This window comes from Paraburkholderia sp. J7, assembly GCF_905220155.1.
Taxonomy (GTDB): Bacteria; Pseudomonadota; Gammaproteobacteria; order Burkholderiales; family Burkholderiaceae; genus Paraburkholderia.
The window spans coordinates 154,268-172,281 of record NZ_CAJMYZ010000016.1 but is presented as its reverse complement, the minus strand read 5'-3'; the positions used below and the strand labels follow the sequence as shown (position 1 = coordinate 172,281).

The window sequence follows — 18,014 nt, the reverse complement described above, 5'->3', positions numbered from 1 at the left end:
CCGGCATCCGGCGCGACAGACATAACGAAGCGAGGGAAGGCATGCTGACATTCAACCCCGGTGATCATCACGTGCTCTCGGCCGAGGACTGTCCAAGCACAGAAGTCGCTTTCGGGCTCAGCCTGTTTGCAGCACTCGTGCAAGGCTGCGCCCGTTGCCGCGACATCGCGCCGGGTGTAACGATGCGCATCTGGTCGGGACAGCCACCCGTGGCCCCAAACGAGCTTGAGGACTGGTGTATCGGCATGTGGAACATAACGGCGATGAAACAATCGACGGCATTGTCCGCCGGCATCTGGACCGGGCTGGCCGTGAACACGAACTGCACTTCTGGCAACACACCCTGAACTACCTGATCAAGGTCCTCCTCTATCTCTCGACCGGCACCGCTGCCATGCGCGCGGACAATGCCTGGAGCGCAGCGCCGCGCGAGCTCAAGGGTCTCGGAAAACGCAAACGCGCCGAGCGCCTCGCCAGCATCGACAGGTTGTACGACCGCTATATCATCGGCCCGGAAGTGCTGCCAACTCACCCGGATGATGCCGGGACCTCGACAGGCACACATGAGCAGGACGGGGGGCGAGCGCCGGACGCACTGGCGGCGCGGACATTTCCGCGCACAACCACATGGACCAGGCAGCAGCCTGCGCAAGGTGATCTTTGTCATGCCGTTGATCGTGCTCGCAGACCGGCTTGGTTCGGCGCCCGATGTGAGTGGCGCCGGTTGACCATCGCCCGCACCGCCAGTTTGTCGGGTTGCGGGTTCGTTGCATGATCAACCAGCTCTGCAGCCGCAGGCATTTTACCCAGCACCTGGAAGAAACGCCCCACGCAGTGGGACTGACTCAATCATTGTCACTAACGCGTTTTTTTGGGATGAATGCGGTGATATCTTCAGCATTCCTCTACGTGTCAATGAAGTATCCGCAGCCGATCAGAAGCGCCATCGAAAACTTCCGGGCTCCGATGGCGAGTTAAATGCTTTAACCTTGACGGAAAATAACCATGACTGCATCCATACCCTATGGCACGCCGACAGGCCTGTACCTGATCATCGAAGCCATTATTCCGAAACTTGGCTTACCATCGTTTGCCAACACGATCGACCCAAGTAACAAGCAGATCTATCGCGTCGTACTCCAGATTTATCAGCTGAGTGATATCGATATTGACGGTAAGCTGGTGACGGACAATATGTCGCTTTGGGACAGCGCCAAAGGCGCGCTTGGCATCGGCGTGACGACCCGACCAAATGGTGAAAGCAAGCTGGTCCTCGATTATGCCGGATATCCCAAGGTCTTACAGACACTGCCAGAAATCGGCCATCTGGTGCCGTCGGCATTGACAAACGAGCACGCAAGCCACGCATTCTCGCTCTACACACTGGGCGTTGATCCTCTGCCGTCCGTCACGCTGTATGCCAATCCGCGTGTCGTCTTCCTTGCGACCAATGGTGGGCGATCCGTACCGACTGCAATGGCGAAGTACAACAGCACGACTCGCGAGCTTGTCATGCTGGACACCGTTGCGCAGATCGAACAGACAAAACGCGAACTGGCCTCGCAGATTCCGGTATTGCGATTCTGATGCATAGCCTCGCTACGGAATTGCCATGATCCGACCCAAAAACAGTTTCGCCCTGACAGCAGCGATCACGCTCGCCGTGCTGTTCCTTCTGGGGGCGGATCTGCTCTATGAATGGTTGCTTGCGGCGATCGTTAATGCCGGCCCGCACCCCGTATCGTTGATTGCGGCCCAGCCGAATGACGTCTTTGTCCACCGCGTCGTAACGCTGGCAGCATTCAGCTTCCTTGGATTCGCGATCGGTGCAGCGCTCGTCGCGTGCGCCAGCCGGGCGCGAACGGCAGCTGGTCTGACTGTCAGATATGCCGGACTCGCGCTCGTCGGTGGTGGAGCTGTCGCGTTGTGCTTTGCCGCACTGCGCGCACGCGTGTCAGCAATCAATGACAACGTGAGTGCTGCAGGAATCAGCAGCGCACTTCAGCTCAGCGACGTCCCGCTCTATCTGCTCGGCCTGCTCCCGGGACTATGCGTTTTTGCCTACACAGCTGTGCTGCTATGCATCGTGTGTCGTCGTGGTGACTGACACCACTCCCGAAGGACGACATCAGTTGACCGTCATTCACGTGTTTTTACGAGATGACGGCAGTGATATCGTTTCGTAATCCTCCATTCACTGGACAGTATCGGCAATGGATCTGAAGTTGCTGGACTCTTATCTACGCGAGCATACGCATCTGACAGAACTCGCGCTGGAATTCGCCAGCCGGCATCCAAAGATCGGCCGACGTCTTGGCATGCAGGCGGGCGAAGCTACGGACATGTACGTTCAGCGGTTGATCCAGTCAGCAAGCTTTGTGCTGGCCGGTACACGTGGACGCATTGATGCAGCCTTCCCTGAATTCACGCTGCGTCAGCTAGAGACTGTCTACCCGAACTACACCTCGCCAACCCCTTCGATGTCCGTCGTGCAGTTCCACCCGAAGGGCGAGCAGGGCGACCTCGTCGCCGGCTTCAGGATCCCGCGCGGAACCCGGCTTGTCAGTCCCGAACCATCCACGGGCGAGGCCACCCGCTGCGAATTTCGCAGTACGCAGGATGTAACGCTGTACCCGCTCGCTATTGTCAGCGCCCGCAACACCGGCATTCCCCCTGATGTGCCAGGCATCGACCGCTTTGTCCCAACTCATGCCACGGTAAAGGGTGCATTGCGTCTGCGTATCCGCACGACCATGAACGCGCGGATCGCAGACCTCGCCGACCTCGATGAGCTCACGGTCTACCTGACGGGTGACGAAGCGATCGCTTCACGGATCTTCGAACTTGTGCATGCGGGGACGCTCGCGACCATCACCGGTCAGCCGGGTTGCCTTGCCGACGCCGATCAACCGTTCTCGGCTGTCTCCGTGAAGCCTGTCGTTCATGAGGGTCTGAGGCCGGACCAGACCATGCTGCCACTGGTGTGGCCGAAGTTTCTCGGACACAACCTCCTTCATGAATTCGTGGCGTTCCCGGCCCGGTTCTTTTTCTTTACTCTCAAAGGGCTCGGCGCGGGTTTGCGCAAGGTGAAAGGCAACGAAGCCGAGATCGTTCTGTTGCTCGACCGCGCACCGGACAACCTGAACGGGTTAATTGACGCTTCGCGCTTCGCACTGTTCTGTACACCGATCGTCAATCTCTTTCCCCGACGGATTTCACGTATCGAACTGCCTGTGGCCAGTACGGAGTTCCCGCTCATACCACGCGCGCAGACGCCCTTCGACTATGAGGTGTTTTCGATCGACGAGATGACCGGACAGGTTGGAAAGCGATCGCGGAAACTACGATTCCTGCCGCGCTACCAGCCGCTCTTCAATGACGAGGATGGCGCAGAGCGCTACTTCTCGATTCATCGCTTACCGCAGGCGAAGACCGCTTCGCATCGCCGCTATGGCACACGGACGTCGTACTCGGGCACCGATGTGCGCGTGACTCTGCTCGATGGCCAGGGCGAGAGATATCACGAGGGGATGCGTTATCTTGATGTGAACGTCTGGCTCACCAACCGCGACCTGCCGCGCCTGATTGAATGTAATGGTGTCAATGACCTCAAGCCACGTCGGTCTATCCCGTCGGCGACTGTGGGCCTGATCCGCGAGCCATCTGCTCCACGACCACCCTACGCTGAAGGCAGGAAGGCCTGGGAACTGATTCGTCAGCTGAGCTTTAACTACCTCGCGCTCGAGCATGGCGGCAAGGGACTACGCGACATGCTGCGCCTGTTCCTGTTTTCTGAAGATGTGACGCTACGCCAGCAGATCGATAGCCTCGTCAATGTGAGCACAGCAGGTGTCACGCGCAAGCTGCCTGGCAACGGTGACATTGTGTACGGTCGGGGCATCGACTGCGAACTCACGATCGACGAGGCGGGCTTTGACGGCACGAGCCCCTACCTCTTCGGACTCGTTCTGGAACACTACATCGCGCGCAGCGAGTCGGTTCACTCGTTTACGCAGACACGGCTGCGCTCACTTCAGCGCGGTCCCATCATGCGCTGGCCAGTGCGCATGGGCACCCGGGGAGCCTGATGGATCATTCACTGTCCGCTTCCCGTACCGGTGTGGCGCTGCCAACGGAGATGCTCGAGCGCCTGCAGCGCGAGCCATGGGACTTCGGCTGGCTTGCGCTCATGCGACGCATCGGCGCCGATCGCACGATTGATCCGGTGGGCACCGCATTGCGGCCACTTGCCGAGCCCTTCCGTCTTGGCCAGACGCCGGGCCTGAGCTTCGCGCCCAGCGAGATCGCCGCAGCGCGCGTGCGCGACGACGCCAGACTGTTCGTGCGTCTGTTCGGCCTTGGCATGCTCGGACCCAACGGCCCCCTGCCCGTGCATGTCACGGAAATCGCGCGTGAGCGGGAAGTCAATCGCCGCGACACCACGTTCGTCGATTTTCTCGACATCTTTCATCACCGCTTCATGACGCAGTTCTATCTCGGCTGGTTGTCATCCCAGGCGAGTGCGGGGCTGGACCGGCCAGGAGCGGAGACTGAAACATTCTCGTTTTACGCCGGCGCGCTTGCAGGAAAGGATCCGGCGCTGCTTGAGTGCGTCACCGTGCCTTTCCACGCACAGCTTGCCGCATCCGCGCACACCGTACGTGAACACCACGATGCTGACGGCATTTGCCAGACCCTGTCGCAGTACTTTCAGGTCCCTGTCGAAGTTGAGCCGTTTGTCTTTCACTGGATGGAGTTGCCGCCGGATGAGATCAGCCGGCTCGGCGTGTCGGGTGAGACCTCCACGATGGGGGGCGCGGTGCTTGGTGAGGTCATCCCGGACCGGCAGCACCGCTTCAGGATCACGATCGGGCCGGTTGGACTGGAGCAGTACCTGCGCTTCACACCGAACGGCGAGGACCTGCCCCTGCTGGTCGACCTCGTGCGTGGCTTTGTGGGCAAGAGCCTGCACTGGCAGCTGGAACTCAGGCTCAGGAGTTCGAGCGCGACGCCCGCGACGCTCGGCAGCGAGCAGCAGCTCGGCTGGTCGACCTGGCTGGGTGAAGATCCGGACGCGGGCGAGTCGATCACCGGCATGTGCTTTGAGCCTGAACGCGACGTCAACCGGTTCGACCGCAAGGCGTAAACCTCTCGACCGCCACGACAGAGAAGCCAAACACATGCCACTGGTGACCACCAAGAGGGGGGCCACGCTACCACTCGCGACGCATGGAGGAAGGACACACACCTTCCTGCTCGAATGATCGGGTGAGTGATGGAGGCCGCGACACGATGCTCGGCACTTGCTGAAGGCACCCCGCGAATGTTCCGATCGACCACGGTGCAGATGGCGAGCAAAACCGACACAGCGCACCGTGCGCGTTCCTTGAGGACGTTCCTTCTTAGCACAATGCATGTGTTTGTACTCGAACCTATGGCGCAGAAGACCGCCTGACGCGGCGACTTCAGGCCTGCTAGACTATGAGTTCCCCCGAAAACCATGGAGGGAGCCATGATGACCGTTTATGTAGTGAAGACCGGTGAACAGTACCTCTGCTGCGCAGAGGACGGCGACATTGGCATGGCACCGGAGATTGAAGGGGCCAAGTCCTTTTCGTCGTACGCAGAAGCGGAAAAGGCGGCGCACGAAAACGCCGACCCCGGATACGAAATCGTCACCGTCAGCGTGACTGTGCACTAACGCGGAGTTCGCCGCTGGGCGCCCGGCGAAAACGGGCACTGGCGGCGCAGGCTGTTTTGCATCTACTTACTGGCACTTGTCGCCTGCCCGGCAAGGAAGTTCAAGATAATCTCGTTCACCTCTTCCGGACGCTCTTGCTGCACCCAATGACCCGCCTTCGGAATGAGATGCTTCTTCCATAAGTTGGGAACGTTGAGTTCCAGCGCGTCATAGTCCTTCGCCGCCATCTTCACGACGCCGTCCAATTCCCCCGCGAGGAAAAGCGTTGGCTGCATAATGCGAGCGCCATCAAGGAAGCTGGTCAGCGCCCAGTTTCGATCGATATTTCGATACCAGTTAATGGGTCCACGAAACCCGCTCCGCTCGAATTGACCGACGAGATACTGCAAATCCGTTTCGGTCAACCATGCCGGGAGTTCCTCGGGTAATGCGAGGTTGTCCACGAGCCGTGTCGATTTGGGAAAGGTCGCGAAATTGGCCAACTGCCCTTTCGCCACCGCATCGCCTGATGCCGTGTACAGGATGCCGAGCACCGAGCGGCGGATATCTTCTTCGAGTTCGCGTTCGGCGCGTCCCGGCAACTGAAAATAGTCCTGATAGAAGTGACATTCCTGCGTGATCTGCGCAAAGCGCACCGACGGACGCACCGGACGTCGAGGCATGTAAGGCACGCTCAGCAGGCCGAGAACGGGAAACAGGTCGGGGCGCAGCAGCGCAGCGTAAGCAGCGACGGCAGCCCCCCAGTCATGGCCGATCAGAATCGCGCGATCTTCGCCGAAAGACTTGACGAGGCCGACCAGGTCGCCGACCAGATTCAGACTATCGTAAGCCTCGACGGATTCCGGGGCATCGGTGAGCCCGTAACCACGCTGGTCCGGTGCGACCGCGCGATAACCTGCGGCCGCCAACGCTTCTATCTGCCAACGCCACACGTACCAGGATTCCGGCCAGCCATGGCAGAGCAGCACGAGTGGGCCCGTGCCTTTTTCGACATAGTGCATCCGGATGCCGTTGACATACGCGAACTTCTGTTGCAGTCCGTTCATCATGGAGTCGACCTCGTTTTGAGCGATGGGAAACGCCTGGCGATCAGTATGTGACAGGGCGTGCGTTGCGGGACTGTTTTTTTATATTCGCCTTGCATTGTTCCAATTTATTTTTTTAAAACATCGCGCGATTTTCTGATAGAAAGCTATACGTAAGGATTGAGCGGAGCCACCGCTCTGAATGGAGCCTCGACGCATGAATCTTCCGAAACGTATGCTCGTTGCCAATGTCGCATGGGCGCAGGAAATTGCCTCTCGCGACCCGCAATTCTTCAGCGCGCTAGCCACCGGGCAGAAGCCGCAAGTGCTCTGGATCGGCTGCTCCGATAGCCGCGTGCCAGCGGAAAGCGTCACGCACTGCGCACCTGGCGATTTGTTCGTTCACCGCAACATCGCCAACCTTTTTCACTCCGACGACGACAACAACATGAGCGTGCTCGAGTACGCGGTGCGCGTGCTGCGGGTCAAGCACATCATTGTCTGTGGACACTACGGATGCGGCGGCGTGCGCGCTTCGCTGCTCCCACCCGCCGACGCGCTGCCCCACGTGAACCGGCGCATCAAGCCGCTTTGCGCGCTCGCGCAGACACATCGCGCAACGCTCGCGCACTTGCCGTCGGAAGAAGCACGCATCGACCGTCTCGCCGAACTGAACGTGATCGAGCAGGTGCGCCTGCTGCGCGAACATCCGCTCGTGAGCGAGAGCGCGCCCGCGCCGCTTGTACACGGGTGGATCTTTTCGCTCAACAACGGGCAGCTACGCGAACTTGCGTCGGGCTACGACGCTGAAACCGCGATGGCCATCGCAGCAGCCTGAGCAATCCGCTCAGGATTGCGTGATCCAGGCACGGCCCGACCGTCCGTGCCGCCCGCCAATCGCGTGCGGAATTCGCCGACTCCTCTACTCTTCTTTTCTTCCTGCTTCCGTCATGACTTCGAGAGCTTCCCTGTCTGCGTTTGCGCGCGACCTCGCCGCCGGTACCGTCGTCTTTCTCGTCGCGCTGCCGTTATGCCTCGGTATTGCAAGAGCATCCGGCGCCGAGCCGTTGACCGGCCTCGTGTCCGGCATTGTCGGCGGCATCGTCGTCGCCGCGCTCAGCGGCTCGCGCCTCAGTGTGAGCGGCCCCGCCGCCGGACTCGTCGTGATCGTCGTGGATGGCATCGCACGCCTCGGCAGTTTCTCAGCATTCCTGATTGCTGTATTGCTCTCAGGGGTGCTGCAGTTCGGATTTGGCATGCTCAAAGCCGGGCGGCTCGCCTCGTATGTGCCCACGCCGGTCATCAAGGGCATGCTGGCAGCAATCGGACTGCTGTTGGTGATCAAGCAGGTGCCGCTCGCACTGGGACTGACGTCGGGCAACAACGCCGAATCGTTGACGGGCGCGCTTCAGTCGATCTCGCCTGTCGTCTGCGCGGTTGCCTTGCTCTCGCTTGCCATTCTCGCGGGCTGGGAAACGCGCGCATTGCGACGCTTCGCGCTCGTGCGACTGGTTCCCGCGCCGCTTGTCGTCGTGATTGCAGGCATCAGCGTAACGCTGGTTTGCGGCGCGCCTGGCTCTGGTTTTGCGCTGCCGGTCGAGCAGCGGGTGGCGCTGCCCGCCATCGAATCCTTCGCGGCATTGGGCGAGGCACTGCAATTCGGCGACTTCGAATTGAGCTTCGCGCGGCTTGCCGACCCGGAAATCTGGATCGTGGCCATGACGCTTGCCGTCGTCGCGAGTCTCGAAACGCTGCTGAGCCTCGAAGCGGTCGAGCAGATCGATCCGCAGCGGCGCGCCGCGCCGCCGAATCGCGAACTCAAGGCACAAGGTATCGGCAATATCGTCGCGGGCGCCATTGGGGGGCTGCCCATCACGTCGGTCATCGTGCGCAGTTCGGCAAACGTGCACGCCGGCGCGCAAAGCCGGCTCTCTGCGATCGTGCATGGCGTGCTGCTGCTTGTCAGCGTATTCGCGCTCACCGACGTGATCAATCTGATTCCGCTCGCAAGCCTTGCCGCCATTCTCATTCATACCGGCTTCAAGCTCGCCAAGCCTTCGTTGTTCGTCGCGCTCGCGAAACAAGGCGTGGCGCCTCTCGCGCCATTTGTCGTTACGATCGCCGGCGTGCTTGCCACCGATCTGCTCACAGGAATCGTGCTCGGCGTGCTGTGCAGCGCCGCTCTCGCGCTGTGGGCGAATCTGCACCGGCCGATCGCCCTCGCGTGCCATGACGATCATTTCCTGCTCTCGTTTCGCAAGGACGTGTCGTTTCTCGGCAAGGTGCCGCTCAAGCAGATGCTCGCCGATATTCCGGACCGCGCGACAGTCATTGTCGACACCACACGCGCCGACTTCATCGATCACGACGTGCGCGAACTGCTCGAGCGCTTCGTTGCCGATGCGCCGCTAAGGTCGATCGCGGTGGAGATACGGCATGCCGCAGGCATCCTTCCGCCTGCAACACGTTCTGGCGCTTGAACTGCCGCCCGTGATCGTCTGGCGGCAGCCAGGCCCGGAGTCCTCGTTGGCCGCCACAGCCGTCGTAACAGCAAAAGCTCGCACACCTCGTGTGGTGAAAACGTCAAAACCACGCTGCCGTATTTTTGAAATGTATTTTTTGAGGATCATTATTGGGCAACGAACTTTGAATCCGTTATGCAGGTAAATGGGGGCATTTCATGGGCAGCGCGCTAGTTTGGGCAGCAATCCCTCACAACAGCGATGGGGTCGTGTTTCAGGTTCGCGTAATTCGCGGGCTCCAACGCTTTCATATTTCGCGCCGGGCGCTTGAGGAGGCTTTCGGCCTGGCGCCTCAGGCATCGGATGCACGACAGCTCGAACTCTTTTATCAACACACGACTCACATCTTGAGTCGCGCCATGCAAAAACGTCCGATTGCGGGCGCTGGCACCGCTGCGCTTCAGACTGCGGATTTCGCCATGCTTGTGGAAGTGGAACACGGAGCGGCAGCGTATTCGTTGGAAACGCAGGGGTATCTGGCTTGAAACCGGGTGGCTGGTGACGAAAACGGTCGTTCGCGCGCGGGAAATCGAACGTCGAGCGAACGCCGAGCGAACGTCGAGAACGGGTTGCGTCTGCTCTCAGGTCCGGATGTAGACTTCGGATATGCGCCGTGACGCAGCCGTTGTGCTGGAGGTCTGTCAGGATATCCGGACCGGGCGCACCACACTCGAATCCCCCGTCGCCGGAGGCCGCATTATGGCCGCTCAACTCAATCACACCATCGTCTGGTGCTCGAACCGGAGCGCCTCAGCGAAATTCCTGACCGAGATGCTGGGCCGGCCAGCGCCGACCCACTTCGGCCACTTCGATGTCGTCGAACTGGACAACGGCGTCTCGCTCGACTTCGCCGACGCCAACGCTCAGATCCAGCCGCAGCACTACGCTTTCCTCATCAGCGAAGCCGACTTCGACGCCGTCTTCAGCCGCATCAAGGATCGCGGCCTTGAGTACTCGGCCGACCCAATGGGTAGCCGGGCAGGCGAGATCAACCACAACGATGGCGGACGCGGCGTCTATTTTCGCGATCCTGACGGCCACTACCTCGAAGTGATCACCCGGCCTTACGGCAGCAGCGGCTGACAGCGGCCGGGTGGTTCGCACCGGGTGTCATCCGTTTTCAGCGCCGGGCTCAAGCCTGTTGCCCCACAGATCGTCGATCGCGCGAATCGCCAGCAAATAGCCGTTCGCGCCAGCCCCACAGATCACGGCAGTCGCCGCCACCGAGATCGACGAGTGACGATATTCTTCGGAACGCCGGTGGATATTGGTGATATGCAATTCCACCACCGGCCGGCGGACGAGTTTGACTGCATCGAGCACCGAAATCCGGCCGAACGAAAAACCGGCCGGATTGATGATCAGCGCGGCGTCCTGCAGGAATGCTTCCTGGATCCAGTCGATCAGCTCGCTTTCACTGTTGGTCTGGCGGAACACACAGTCGAACTTGAGCGCATCGGCCAGCGTCAGGCAGTTCTGTTCGATATCGTTAAGCGTGGTCGTGCCATAAATATGAGGCTCCCTAACGCCCAGCATGTTCAGATTGGAGCCATTGAGGATGTAGAGTTTTCGATTCATGGTGTCAATGCGTAGAGGAATGTTCCAGGGCGGTGCCTTTGGTTTCCCGGGATACCGCGATCATGACAAAGGAGAGCAGGTTCAGCGAGCCGCACACGGCTACGATGGCCCACGGAGAACCGTGAAAGGCATTGAGCAGCGCCACCGCGACTATCGGCATTGGGCCGCCGGTGAGCAGGTTGGCGCCCGAGTACGCCAGTGCCGACCCCGTGTAGCGCGCCTCGGTCGGAAAGGACTCGGCGAACCAGACCGGCTGGATGCCGCTTTGGAACTGTGTGAAGCCGAGGAACGCGCCCATCACGGCCATTGTCATGGCGATCGAGTTCTGGTTGAGAACCGGAAAATAGATCAGGCAGCATATTAGTGTGCAGAACGAACCAATCATCAATGCACGTTTGCGTCCGAGCCGATCGCTCAGGTAGCCGCCCACCAGGGCGCCCACAATGGCACAGACATTCGCAACCATCAACAGCATGAAACCGGTCTGCTTCGGTACACCGAGGTGTTTCGTCAGGTAACTGAGCGAGAAAACCACGATCAAGTAGAACAGCGCAGCCGGGCCACAGAAGAACAACGTGAGGCGCAGCGCGGTGCGCCAGTGATATTTGAAAACGACGCCAAGCGGATTGACGGCGCGTGTGGAAGTGCCGCCCTTCTTGAGCGACTCGAAGGCAGGCGTCTCGCTAACCTTCCTGCGAATGTAGATGCCCAATAACACGAGAACAAAGCTTGCCAGGAACGGGACTCGCCATCCCCATGCATCAAAGTCGTCCGACGAGAGCAGCGCGGCCAGTGTAAAGAGCGAGAAATTGGCGAGAATCTGGCTAAGTGGCGAGCAAATGCCAAGCAGCCCCGAATACCAGCCACGTCGGCTGGCAGACGCATGCTCCACCGCCATCAGTTGCGCGCCCGTCGATTCGCCGCCGAGTGCGAAGCCCTGAATGATGCGCAACGACACCAGTAGCGTCGGTGCGAGTATGCCAACTTGCTGGTAAGTGGGCAGCACCCCCATCAGGAACGACGACGCGCCCATTACCGACACGGTGATCAGCATCAGTTTGCGGCGCCCCCAACGGTCACCGAGGATTCCGCAAATCACCGCGCCGAGCGGCCGTGCAGCCAGCCCTGCCCAGAAGCTCGCCAGCGACGCGAGCAACGAGGCCGTTGGGTCGAGCGAGGGGAAAAACAGCTTGGGAAAAATCGTGGCCGCGACCACGCCATACAACGCGAAATCGAACCATTCGAGCGCCGTACCGACGGTCGCGCCGGCGACTGCCCGACGCGCCATCAAATGCGCTTGCGCAGACTGTTTGTCCGCAGCAAGGTCAGACCGAGCGAAAGATGACATTTTGTCTCCTGAATTTCCTTATGTTGAACGTTCGTTTCTGGCGACGAACAGATGCTATTGTTTGCGCTGCAAAGGAGGCCCGTTCCGCACCGGAACTGCATTTTATATTGTGAAAAGCGCGCAAAAATGTCGCTAAAGAATGGCCTGAGAGTTCTGGATTTTCTGGCGTCGCAGGGCGAAGGCGCGGGCCTCGTGGCCATTGCCGACGCGTTGTCTCTGCCACGCAGCACGTGTCATCGCGTACTCACCGAGTTGGTCGAAAGCGGGTATGTCCGGCAACTGGTCAATCACAGCCGTTACATCCTGACAATGCGCATGACGTCGAACGGACTCGAATTCCTGAGCCTGACGGGCATTGCGGATATCGCCCAGCCGATCATCGAACGCATTGCCGCGCAAACCGGTGAACTGGCGCGGCTGTCGCTCGTCGACGGCGAAGCGATTATCTGGGTGGGTAAGGCGGACGGACAGCGCGTTGGCTTTCGTTACGATCCCGACATGGGCCACGCGGCACGACTCTCATGCACGTCGACCGGGCACGCGTGGCTCATGACGATGACCGACGAGCAGGCGGTCGCATTGGTGTTAAAACAGGGTTTCGGACAGCCGAATGAGTTCGGACCCAACGCGCCGACAACGCTCAAGGCGCTATTGGGATTCCTGCACGCTGCGCGCGTGCGTGGCTACGCGATGATCGACGAGGTGTTTGCTCCGCGCATGTCTGCGGTGGCGGCGCCCGTGGTTAGCGGCTCGCGCTGCGTAGGCGTCATCAGCCTGGCCGGTCCGCGGGTACGACTGACTGCTGAGAAGATTCACGAGTACTCGGTACTGCTGCGCGAGGCGGCCAATGAACTGGCCCAATTGAGCAATATGGCGGGATTCCCCAGTCGGCCGCCTCTCGGCAAAGGATGAAGTGCCTTCATGATCTCGTGGAAACCGGGTGGGCTGGTCTCTCGTACAGTGACCAGACATACCCGCCGGGTTCCGGCTCCGTGTACAGCCCTGCGCGGATAAAGCCAAGCGACTCGTACCAGGCGCATAGCTTCGCGTTGTGGATGGCGCAGTCGAGTCGAACGAAACGCCGGTTCAAGCCGCTCACCTGGTTAGCGCACCAATCAAGCATGAAGCTCCCGAGCCCGCGCCCGTTAAAGTCCTTGCGCACAGAAAGCCCATGAACATAACCGGCAACCGGTGCTTGAGGCCCCCAGTGATTGTCCTCATCCAGCACGAGCGAAAACGCCCCGACCAGCGTCCCTTCCATCTCGACGACATACACTTCTTTTTCAGAGACATTGTTTCGTACCCAGTTCTCGGAAAACCCGTCGCCTTCCCTGCCCCACGCATAGTCGCGGTACGTCACCTTCTTCGCGTGCGCATCGTTGCGAATCTGAGTCAGTATCGGCACGTCATCTGCCGTTGCCCGGCGGACGCTTTTCGATGTCATCGCTCATTTCTCCGTTGCAGAGTCTCGGCGAGATGAATCACGCCTCGCTGTTCACAGCCGATTCAGAATCTGGCGCTCGTAGGCTGACGAGTCTCTTCGGGAATTCTCAATCGAGAGCTTGGCTAGCGGTAGTTGCTGAAACAGAGCGTCGGTGATTTGCCGATAATCGCGATATAGGGAGATTAACCCGTCTAACCCCTGGTAACCTTTGCGCACACAGTACGGACTCGCAAGCTTCCAGTTCACCTGATAGTCGATCCACTCGGGGCCGCGCTCCGTGCAGACGGTTCGAACCGCTTTTTCGACGTCTTCCTGCCAAAGGTAGAGAACGAACGGATTGAGTGGCGCAATGACTACGGCCAACGCCTTTACGTAGTCAACAATCAGTGCTGTATCGGCGTCCATCAGCAGCAGATGAGTCAGGTCTCCATGAAACAGTTGACCATCCATCACCGGGATTGGGGAATCCCTCTGTGTTGCCTCGACAAAAGCGGCCCATCTGGCCAGCGCACGGTCGGCTAGATCCCGAGGTGTCGCGTCCCGCCACGGCTCGAACCAGTGTTCGAGTTCGTCCGTCGCTCGCACCGGGTGGGGCTCCGTCCTTTCATGTATCGGCAATGCCGCGCGCCCCGAATCTTCCAGGCGCCTGGCAATCAGGCGCATCGTCGTTGACTTGCCCGAACCCATGATGCCTTCGACGATAACCAGCCGATGGGCGGCGGTTTCTGCACCACAGGGATTTGGCGGGATCGCCATTTGTGCTGATAACACCTTGTAAGATGACCGGTAGCTCCGACAACAGCCCTATTCGACGCCCGAGCGCGATCAACCGACAACCTCGCTTCGCATGCCGTCCATCACAAAGGCCTCACCGTCTCTCAACGTTCGATATGGCATGCAGTGGCGCTCGTAGAATTCCACTTCTTCGCCCACTGCAGCCGATTCGGGATGATCAGATTCGAAGTGCACTACGAACGAAAACGGCAACAGTCGAAGCCCGTCCCATACTACCGCTGAATCGTAACCCGGCGGAATCTCAGCAGGATCGCTCACGCGAACCAGTGCGCGCAGCGTGCTCGAGGCAATCACCGCCGCCGCACTAAATCCTGCGTAGACGATTCTGTCGCGCTCCAGCAAATCGGCGATCGCGACATCAAATCCGCTTTGCTTCATTGCCCTGCGCAGGATGAATGCGTTGCCGCCGTTGACCCATACCACGTCGACCTGCTGTAGTGCCTCACGCAGTCGATCTGTCGCACCAAAGAACTGCCGGAGATCGAGTTCTTGCACGGCCAATCCCAATGCCCGGAGCTTTGTCGACTGACTTTCCAGCCACTGCGCTCGCGCTGCTTCACGATGGTCAAGCGCATTGACGATGACCGCTGCGCGCATTTCACCGCCGACTAGCCGTACCAGTTGCTCTGGTCTGGCGCCCACATCGAATGATGAGAGGTAGATGCGCATGGCTTGCTAAAAAGGAGGCCCTGCTCTGAGCCCCGCTTTTTCTTACAATATCGAAACAGCGCGCACGCAACGATGCGCAATCAGGCAAAGGCAACCTGTGCAAGATACGTTGCGAAGTAGTCATCGTCCAGCCACCCGGAAACATGCTTCGACGCCTCGATGCGCTGAATCTCTTTCTGGCCTTTATCGGTCAGCATGGCAATCTGGAGCGGCGGGAGATACTTCGTACTGGGAGGAGGTTTCTGGTCAATGGTCTGGATCAGACCCTGCGAGCGAAGCCACGTGAATATTGCCGGTCGCTTGTGCCACGGAATTTGTCGATACAACGCAAGTCGAAGAGCTTCAAGTACAGCGCCATTGTTGAATTCCATGGGCATCCTTCTGGTGGTCGGCTGAAACGTCCGGCTGGCACTGAGTACACACGGTAGCACATGAAGCGGCTCTTTTCGATGACATTCGGGCTCTAACAACGGAATTCGAGAAACGCGTCGTGAGCGGTGGCCGACTCTCGACGAGAAATCATCGCGGGTCAAAAAAGCGCTCTGGCGCATTCTGGGCTGCTCGCCAGCAAGGCCGAGCAGCCAGCGTCCGCAAGGATCATCGTAGCGCCCGATTCAGGAAATCGCGGGTTCGACCGTTGGCCAGGGCGGCGGCGGCGGGATCGTAGTGGGCGCCATTGTTGCGCGAGAACGCGTGACGCTGGCCGGGGTAGCTGTACACCGAGACATTCGGTTTGCCAGCGAGAGCCGCCTTGATTGCTTCTTGCGCTGGCCTGGAGATGAACTCGTCCTCCTCCCCCAAGTGCATCAACAGGGGCGCATGAAGGCCCGCTACCTCGTCAAGGTAGCTTTCGGTGTCGCTGCCGTGGTAAGCCACGGCGGCATCGACCTCAGAGCGGACCGCGGTCAAAAAGGCCATCAGGGCGCCAAGACAATAACCCAGCACGGCGACCTTTCCGGTGCACCCCGATAGCTCGGCCGTGGCCGCAACAGTGTCCTCGATGTCCCTCACGCCGGCGTCCCGATCGTAAGCCTCGTACAGACGCAGCCCATGCTGCCAGTCAGGTTCTGATCTGACGTCGAGGTCGACGCCAGGCGCTTGCCGCCAGTAAAGATCGGGCGCCACCGCGATGAAGCCCAATCCGGCCAGGTCATCGCAATGCTTGCGGATATCGGCGTTGACCCCGAACACTTCCTGCAGGACGACGACAGCCGGCGCAGGGAGATCGGCCGGCCGTGCAATATAGGCTCCGAAGGCGCCGTCCCGGCCCTCGATGACGATACGACTTTCCATCGCTTTCTCCTTCGACGACCACGTTTGACAGATCCCAGCCGATGTCCGCGGAACGCCCCACGCCGAGCGTCGGTGCGAGCCTTGCCCGGGAGCGCCTCGCTCTCGATCAGGTGCTCGCAACTATCGAGAACGATCAGCATGCGCTTGCCGACGAGCCACTCGACGAGGCCCGGAATCGGATTGTCCGACCGGACGCCGCTGCCAAGCGCCGTGGCGAGAGCGCTGGGTACCAGCGCCGCTCCCGTTAGCGGTGCGAGATCGACAAAGCTCACCTGCCCGCTCGCTTCGGCCCGGCGTTTGTGTGCAACGGCCACCGCGACGGTCGTCTTGCCGATGCCACCGGGTCCGACGATCGTCACGACACGCCCGTCGAGAAGCTTCGAGAAAATCGACTCGATCGCGTTCTCGCGCCCGACGAGGCGCCTGAGGCGGGGCGGGATGCGCGAAGCGGGCAGCAGTTCGTTTGTGGGTGGCGTAGACGTTGGCGCGCGCCCGATGTCGTTGACGGCGGCAACAAAGCAATAGCCTCGGCCCGGCACGTTCACCACGTAGCGATGCTCGCGCCCATCGTCCTGCAAGGCTTTGCGCAGCGCCGCCACGTGGGTTTTCAGATTGCACTCTTCGACGACAGTACGCGGCCAGATCCGGCCAATCAAATCGCGCTTGTCCACCGTTTCGCCGTGGCGCTCGACAAGCGCGATCAGAAAGTCGAGCGCGCGACTGCCTATTGCAACAGCTTTGCCCCCCTTCAATAGTTCGCGCCTTGCCGGAAGCAACAAGAACGGACCGAACGCGATGCCGTCATTCGAGGAGAGAGCATTTGAGTGCACGTCGAACTCCTCCATGGCTGCGGAAGACACCACTGTCGCCCATGAAACTTGCGCAGACGAAGGGCGCGCCGCGCACCTCGCGCGCCTCAAGCCGACAGCTTCTCGATGATTTCGTCAGTCGAGACAATAGCGCATGCGTAAGCCGGCATGTTGAACTGTAGCGAGGCGTCCATCTCGGCCGGCCCAAAGCTGCCAATCGCATCTTTCACGAGCGTGACTTCATAACCCAGCTCTGCCGCATAACGAACGGTGGATTCGATGCACGTGTTAGCGCGCATGCCAATCACGATGACTTTCCGCAGACCATGCTTCTTGAGCTGAAAGTCGAGATCCGTGTTGGCGAACCCGCTTGATAGCCAATGTTCCTGAGCGACGATCTCGCCGGGGCGCGGTTCGAAATCAGGGTGAAAACTGCCTCCCCAGGTCCCGTCAGCAAAGACACGTCCCTTGTCGGCGGCGGCCCCGATGGGCGGTATGGTCTTCCAATGATTGTGCTGATCGGATTCGCGCCAACGATGATGAGGGGCGATGAAGACTTGCACACCGGCCGTCCGCACGGCAGCGAGGATCTGCCGCATATGCTCAACGACGTTGTTCGCCTCCAGGGTCGTGCGGCAGAGTTCGTAGAGTTTGCCGCCCTCCGACAAGAAATCATTATAGGGATCGACGATGAGCAGCCCCGTCAAATCGGGTTCATACGTCAGCCCAGGTGCAGATCGATTTGCCATGTTGAGAACCCTTCTGGTGCGCCAAATGTGTGACTACAATATTTGAAGCGACACAACTTGTAAAGCACAAAGACGGCGTCG

20 protein-coding genes and 1 pseudogene are annotated in these 18,014 nt (G+C 60.0%); 11 read left to right on the top strand and 10 right to left on the bottom strand.

Going from position 1 to position 18,014, the window contains the following annotated elements:
• Nucleotides 1-247 precede the first annotated feature (247 nt).
• From U5A58_RS25395 to U5A58_RS25370, 6 genes are all read left to right on the top strand, one after another.
• Entirely contained in the window at nt 248-775 is a 528-nt protein-coding gene (locus U5A58_RS25395) for a hypothetical protein (protein WP_321963536.1), read from the top strand.
• 230 nt (nt 776-1,005) lie between these two features.
• Nucleotides 1,006-1,587, top strand: a complete 582-nt coding sequence (locus U5A58_RS25390) for a hypothetical protein (protein WP_321963535.1) — start codon at nt 1,006-1,008, stop codon at nt 1,585-1,587.
• Nucleotides 1,588-1,612: 25 nt separating this feature from the next.
• On the top strand, nt 1,613-2,107 hold the full coding sequence (locus tag U5A58_RS25385) for a hypothetical protein (protein ID WP_321963534.1): 495 nt from the start codon (nt 1,613-1,615) through the stop codon (nt 2,105-2,107).
• A 106-nt stretch (nt 2,108-2,213) separates the two neighbouring features.
• A complete protein-coding gene (tssF, locus tag U5A58_RS25380; protein ID WP_321963533.1) occupies nt 2,214-4,088 on the top strand; it encodes a type VI secretion system baseplate subunit TssF in 1,875 nt (624 codons plus the stop codon).
• Entirely contained in the window at nt 4,088-5,146 is a 1,059-nt protein-coding gene (gene tssG / locus U5A58_RS25375; protein ID WP_321963532.1) for a type VI secretion system baseplate subunit TssG, read from the top strand. The genes tssF and tssG overlap by 1 nt, the downstream gene beginning before the upstream one ends.
• 366 nt (nt 5,147-5,512) lie before the next feature.
• Nucleotides 5,513-5,701 (top strand): hypothetical protein, encoded by a 189-nt coding sequence (locus tag U5A58_RS25370; protein ID WP_321910899.1) that lies wholly within the window; start codon nt 5,513-5,515, stop codon nt 5,699-5,701.
• Between the two features lie 62 nt (nt 5,702-5,763).
• On the opposite strand, the gene U5A58_RS25365 is transcribed toward U5A58_RS25370, so the two are convergent.
• Entirely contained in the window at nt 5,764-6,750 is a 987-nt protein-coding gene (locus U5A58_RS25365; RefSeq protein WP_321963531.1) for an alpha/beta hydrolase, read from the bottom strand.
• A 193-nt stretch (nt 6,751-6,943) separates the two neighbouring features.
• Between U5A58_RS25365 and U5A58_RS25360 the strand changes: the two genes are divergently transcribed.
• The 4 genes from U5A58_RS25360 (at nt 6,944) to U5A58_RS25345 (ending at nt 10,331) form a co-directional block, all read left to right on the top strand.
• Nucleotides 6,944-7,564, top strand: a complete 621-nt coding sequence (locus U5A58_RS25360) for a carbonic anhydrase (protein ID WP_321910901.1) — start codon at nt 6,944-6,946, stop codon at nt 7,562-7,564.
• Nucleotides 7,565-7,676: 112 nt separating this feature from the next.
• The gene (locus U5A58_RS25355) at nt 7,677-9,206 is read left to right on the top strand and encodes a SulP family inorganic anion transporter (protein WP_321910902.1); all 1,530 of its coding nucleotides are present in this window, start codon (nt 7,677-7,679) and stop codon (nt 9,204-9,206) included.
• A 200-nt stretch (nt 9,207-9,406) separates the two neighbouring features.
• Complete coding sequence (locus tag U5A58_RS25350) at nt 9,407-9,733, top strand: hypothetical protein (protein WP_321910903.1); 327 nt, start codon at nt 9,407-9,409, stop codon at nt 9,731-9,733.
• Nucleotides 9,734-9,947: 214 nt separating this feature from the next.
• Nucleotides 9,948-10,331 (top strand): VOC family protein, encoded by a 384-nt coding sequence (locus U5A58_RS25345; protein ID WP_321963530.1) that lies wholly within the window; start codon nt 9,948-9,950, stop codon nt 10,329-10,331.
• 27 nt (nt 10,332-10,358) lie between these two features.
• Here U5A58_RS25345 and U5A58_RS25340 read toward each other — a convergent pair whose 3' ends face one another.
• Nucleotides 10,359-10,826 carry a type II 3-dehydroquinate dehydratase gene (locus U5A58_RS25340; protein WP_321963529.1) on the bottom strand — a complete coding sequence of 156 codons (468 nt, stop codon included), beginning with the start codon at nt 10,824-10,826 and terminating at the stop codon, nt 10,359-10,361.
• Between the two features lie 4 nt (nt 10,827-10,830).
• A complete protein-coding gene (locus U5A58_RS25335; RefSeq protein ID WP_415774289.1) occupies nt 10,831-12,174 on the bottom strand; it encodes an MFS transporter in 1,344 nt (447 codons plus the stop codon).
• A 126-nt stretch (nt 12,175-12,300) separates the two neighbouring features.
• Here U5A58_RS25335 and U5A58_RS25330 point away from each other — a divergent pair, with 126 nt between their 5' ends.
• The gene (locus U5A58_RS25330) at nt 12,301-13,086 is read left to right on the top strand and encodes an IclR family transcriptional regulator (protein ID WP_321963574.1); all 786 of its coding nucleotides are present in this window, start codon (nt 12,301-12,303) and stop codon (nt 13,084-13,086) included.
• A gap of 7 nt (nt 13,087-13,093) precedes the next feature.
• Here U5A58_RS25330 and U5A58_RS25325 read toward each other — a convergent pair whose 3' ends face one another.
• From U5A58_RS25325 to U5A58_RS25295, 7 genes and pseudogenes are all read right to left on the bottom strand, one after another.
• Nucleotides 13,094-13,618: a GNAT family N-acetyltransferase gene (locus U5A58_RS25325; protein WP_321945808.1), complete on the bottom strand. Its 525-nt coding sequence runs from the start codon at nt 13,616-13,618 to the stop codon at nt 13,094-13,096.
• A gap of 51 nt (nt 13,619-13,669) precedes the next feature.
• A complete protein-coding gene (locus U5A58_RS25320; RefSeq protein ID WP_321963528.1) occupies nt 13,670-14,374 on the bottom strand; it encodes a hypothetical protein in 705 nt (234 codons plus the stop codon).
• A 69-nt stretch (nt 14,375-14,443) separates the two neighbouring features.
• On the bottom strand, nt 14,444-15,082 hold the full coding sequence (locus U5A58_RS25315; protein ID WP_321963527.1) for a Type 1 glutamine amidotransferase-like domain-containing protein: 639 nt from the start codon (nt 15,080-15,082) through the stop codon (nt 14,444-14,446).
• 80 nt (nt 15,083-15,162) lie between these two features.
• Nucleotides 15,163-15,453, bottom strand: coding sequence for a hypothetical protein (locus U5A58_RS25310; protein ID WP_321910914.1), 291 nt, complete (start codon nt 15,451-15,453; stop codon nt 15,163-15,165).
• A gap of 226 nt (nt 15,454-15,679) precedes the next feature.
• Nucleotides 15,680-16,375: a dienelactone hydrolase family protein gene (locus U5A58_RS25305; RefSeq protein ID WP_321963526.1), complete on the bottom strand. Its 696-nt coding sequence runs from the start codon at nt 16,373-16,375 to the stop codon at nt 15,680-15,682.
• A gap of 527 nt (nt 16,376-16,902) precedes the next feature.
• A pseudogene (locus tag U5A58_RS25300) lies at nt 16,903-17,220 on the bottom strand (winged helix-turn-helix domain-containing protein); the annotation flags it as partial.
• A gap of 71 nt (nt 17,221-17,291) precedes the next feature.
• A complete protein-coding gene (locus U5A58_RS25295) occupies nt 17,292-17,933 on the bottom strand; it encodes an isochorismatase family cysteine hydrolase (RefSeq protein ID WP_321963525.1) in 642 nt (213 codons plus the stop codon).
• Nucleotides 17,934-18,014: the final 81 nt, after the last annotated feature.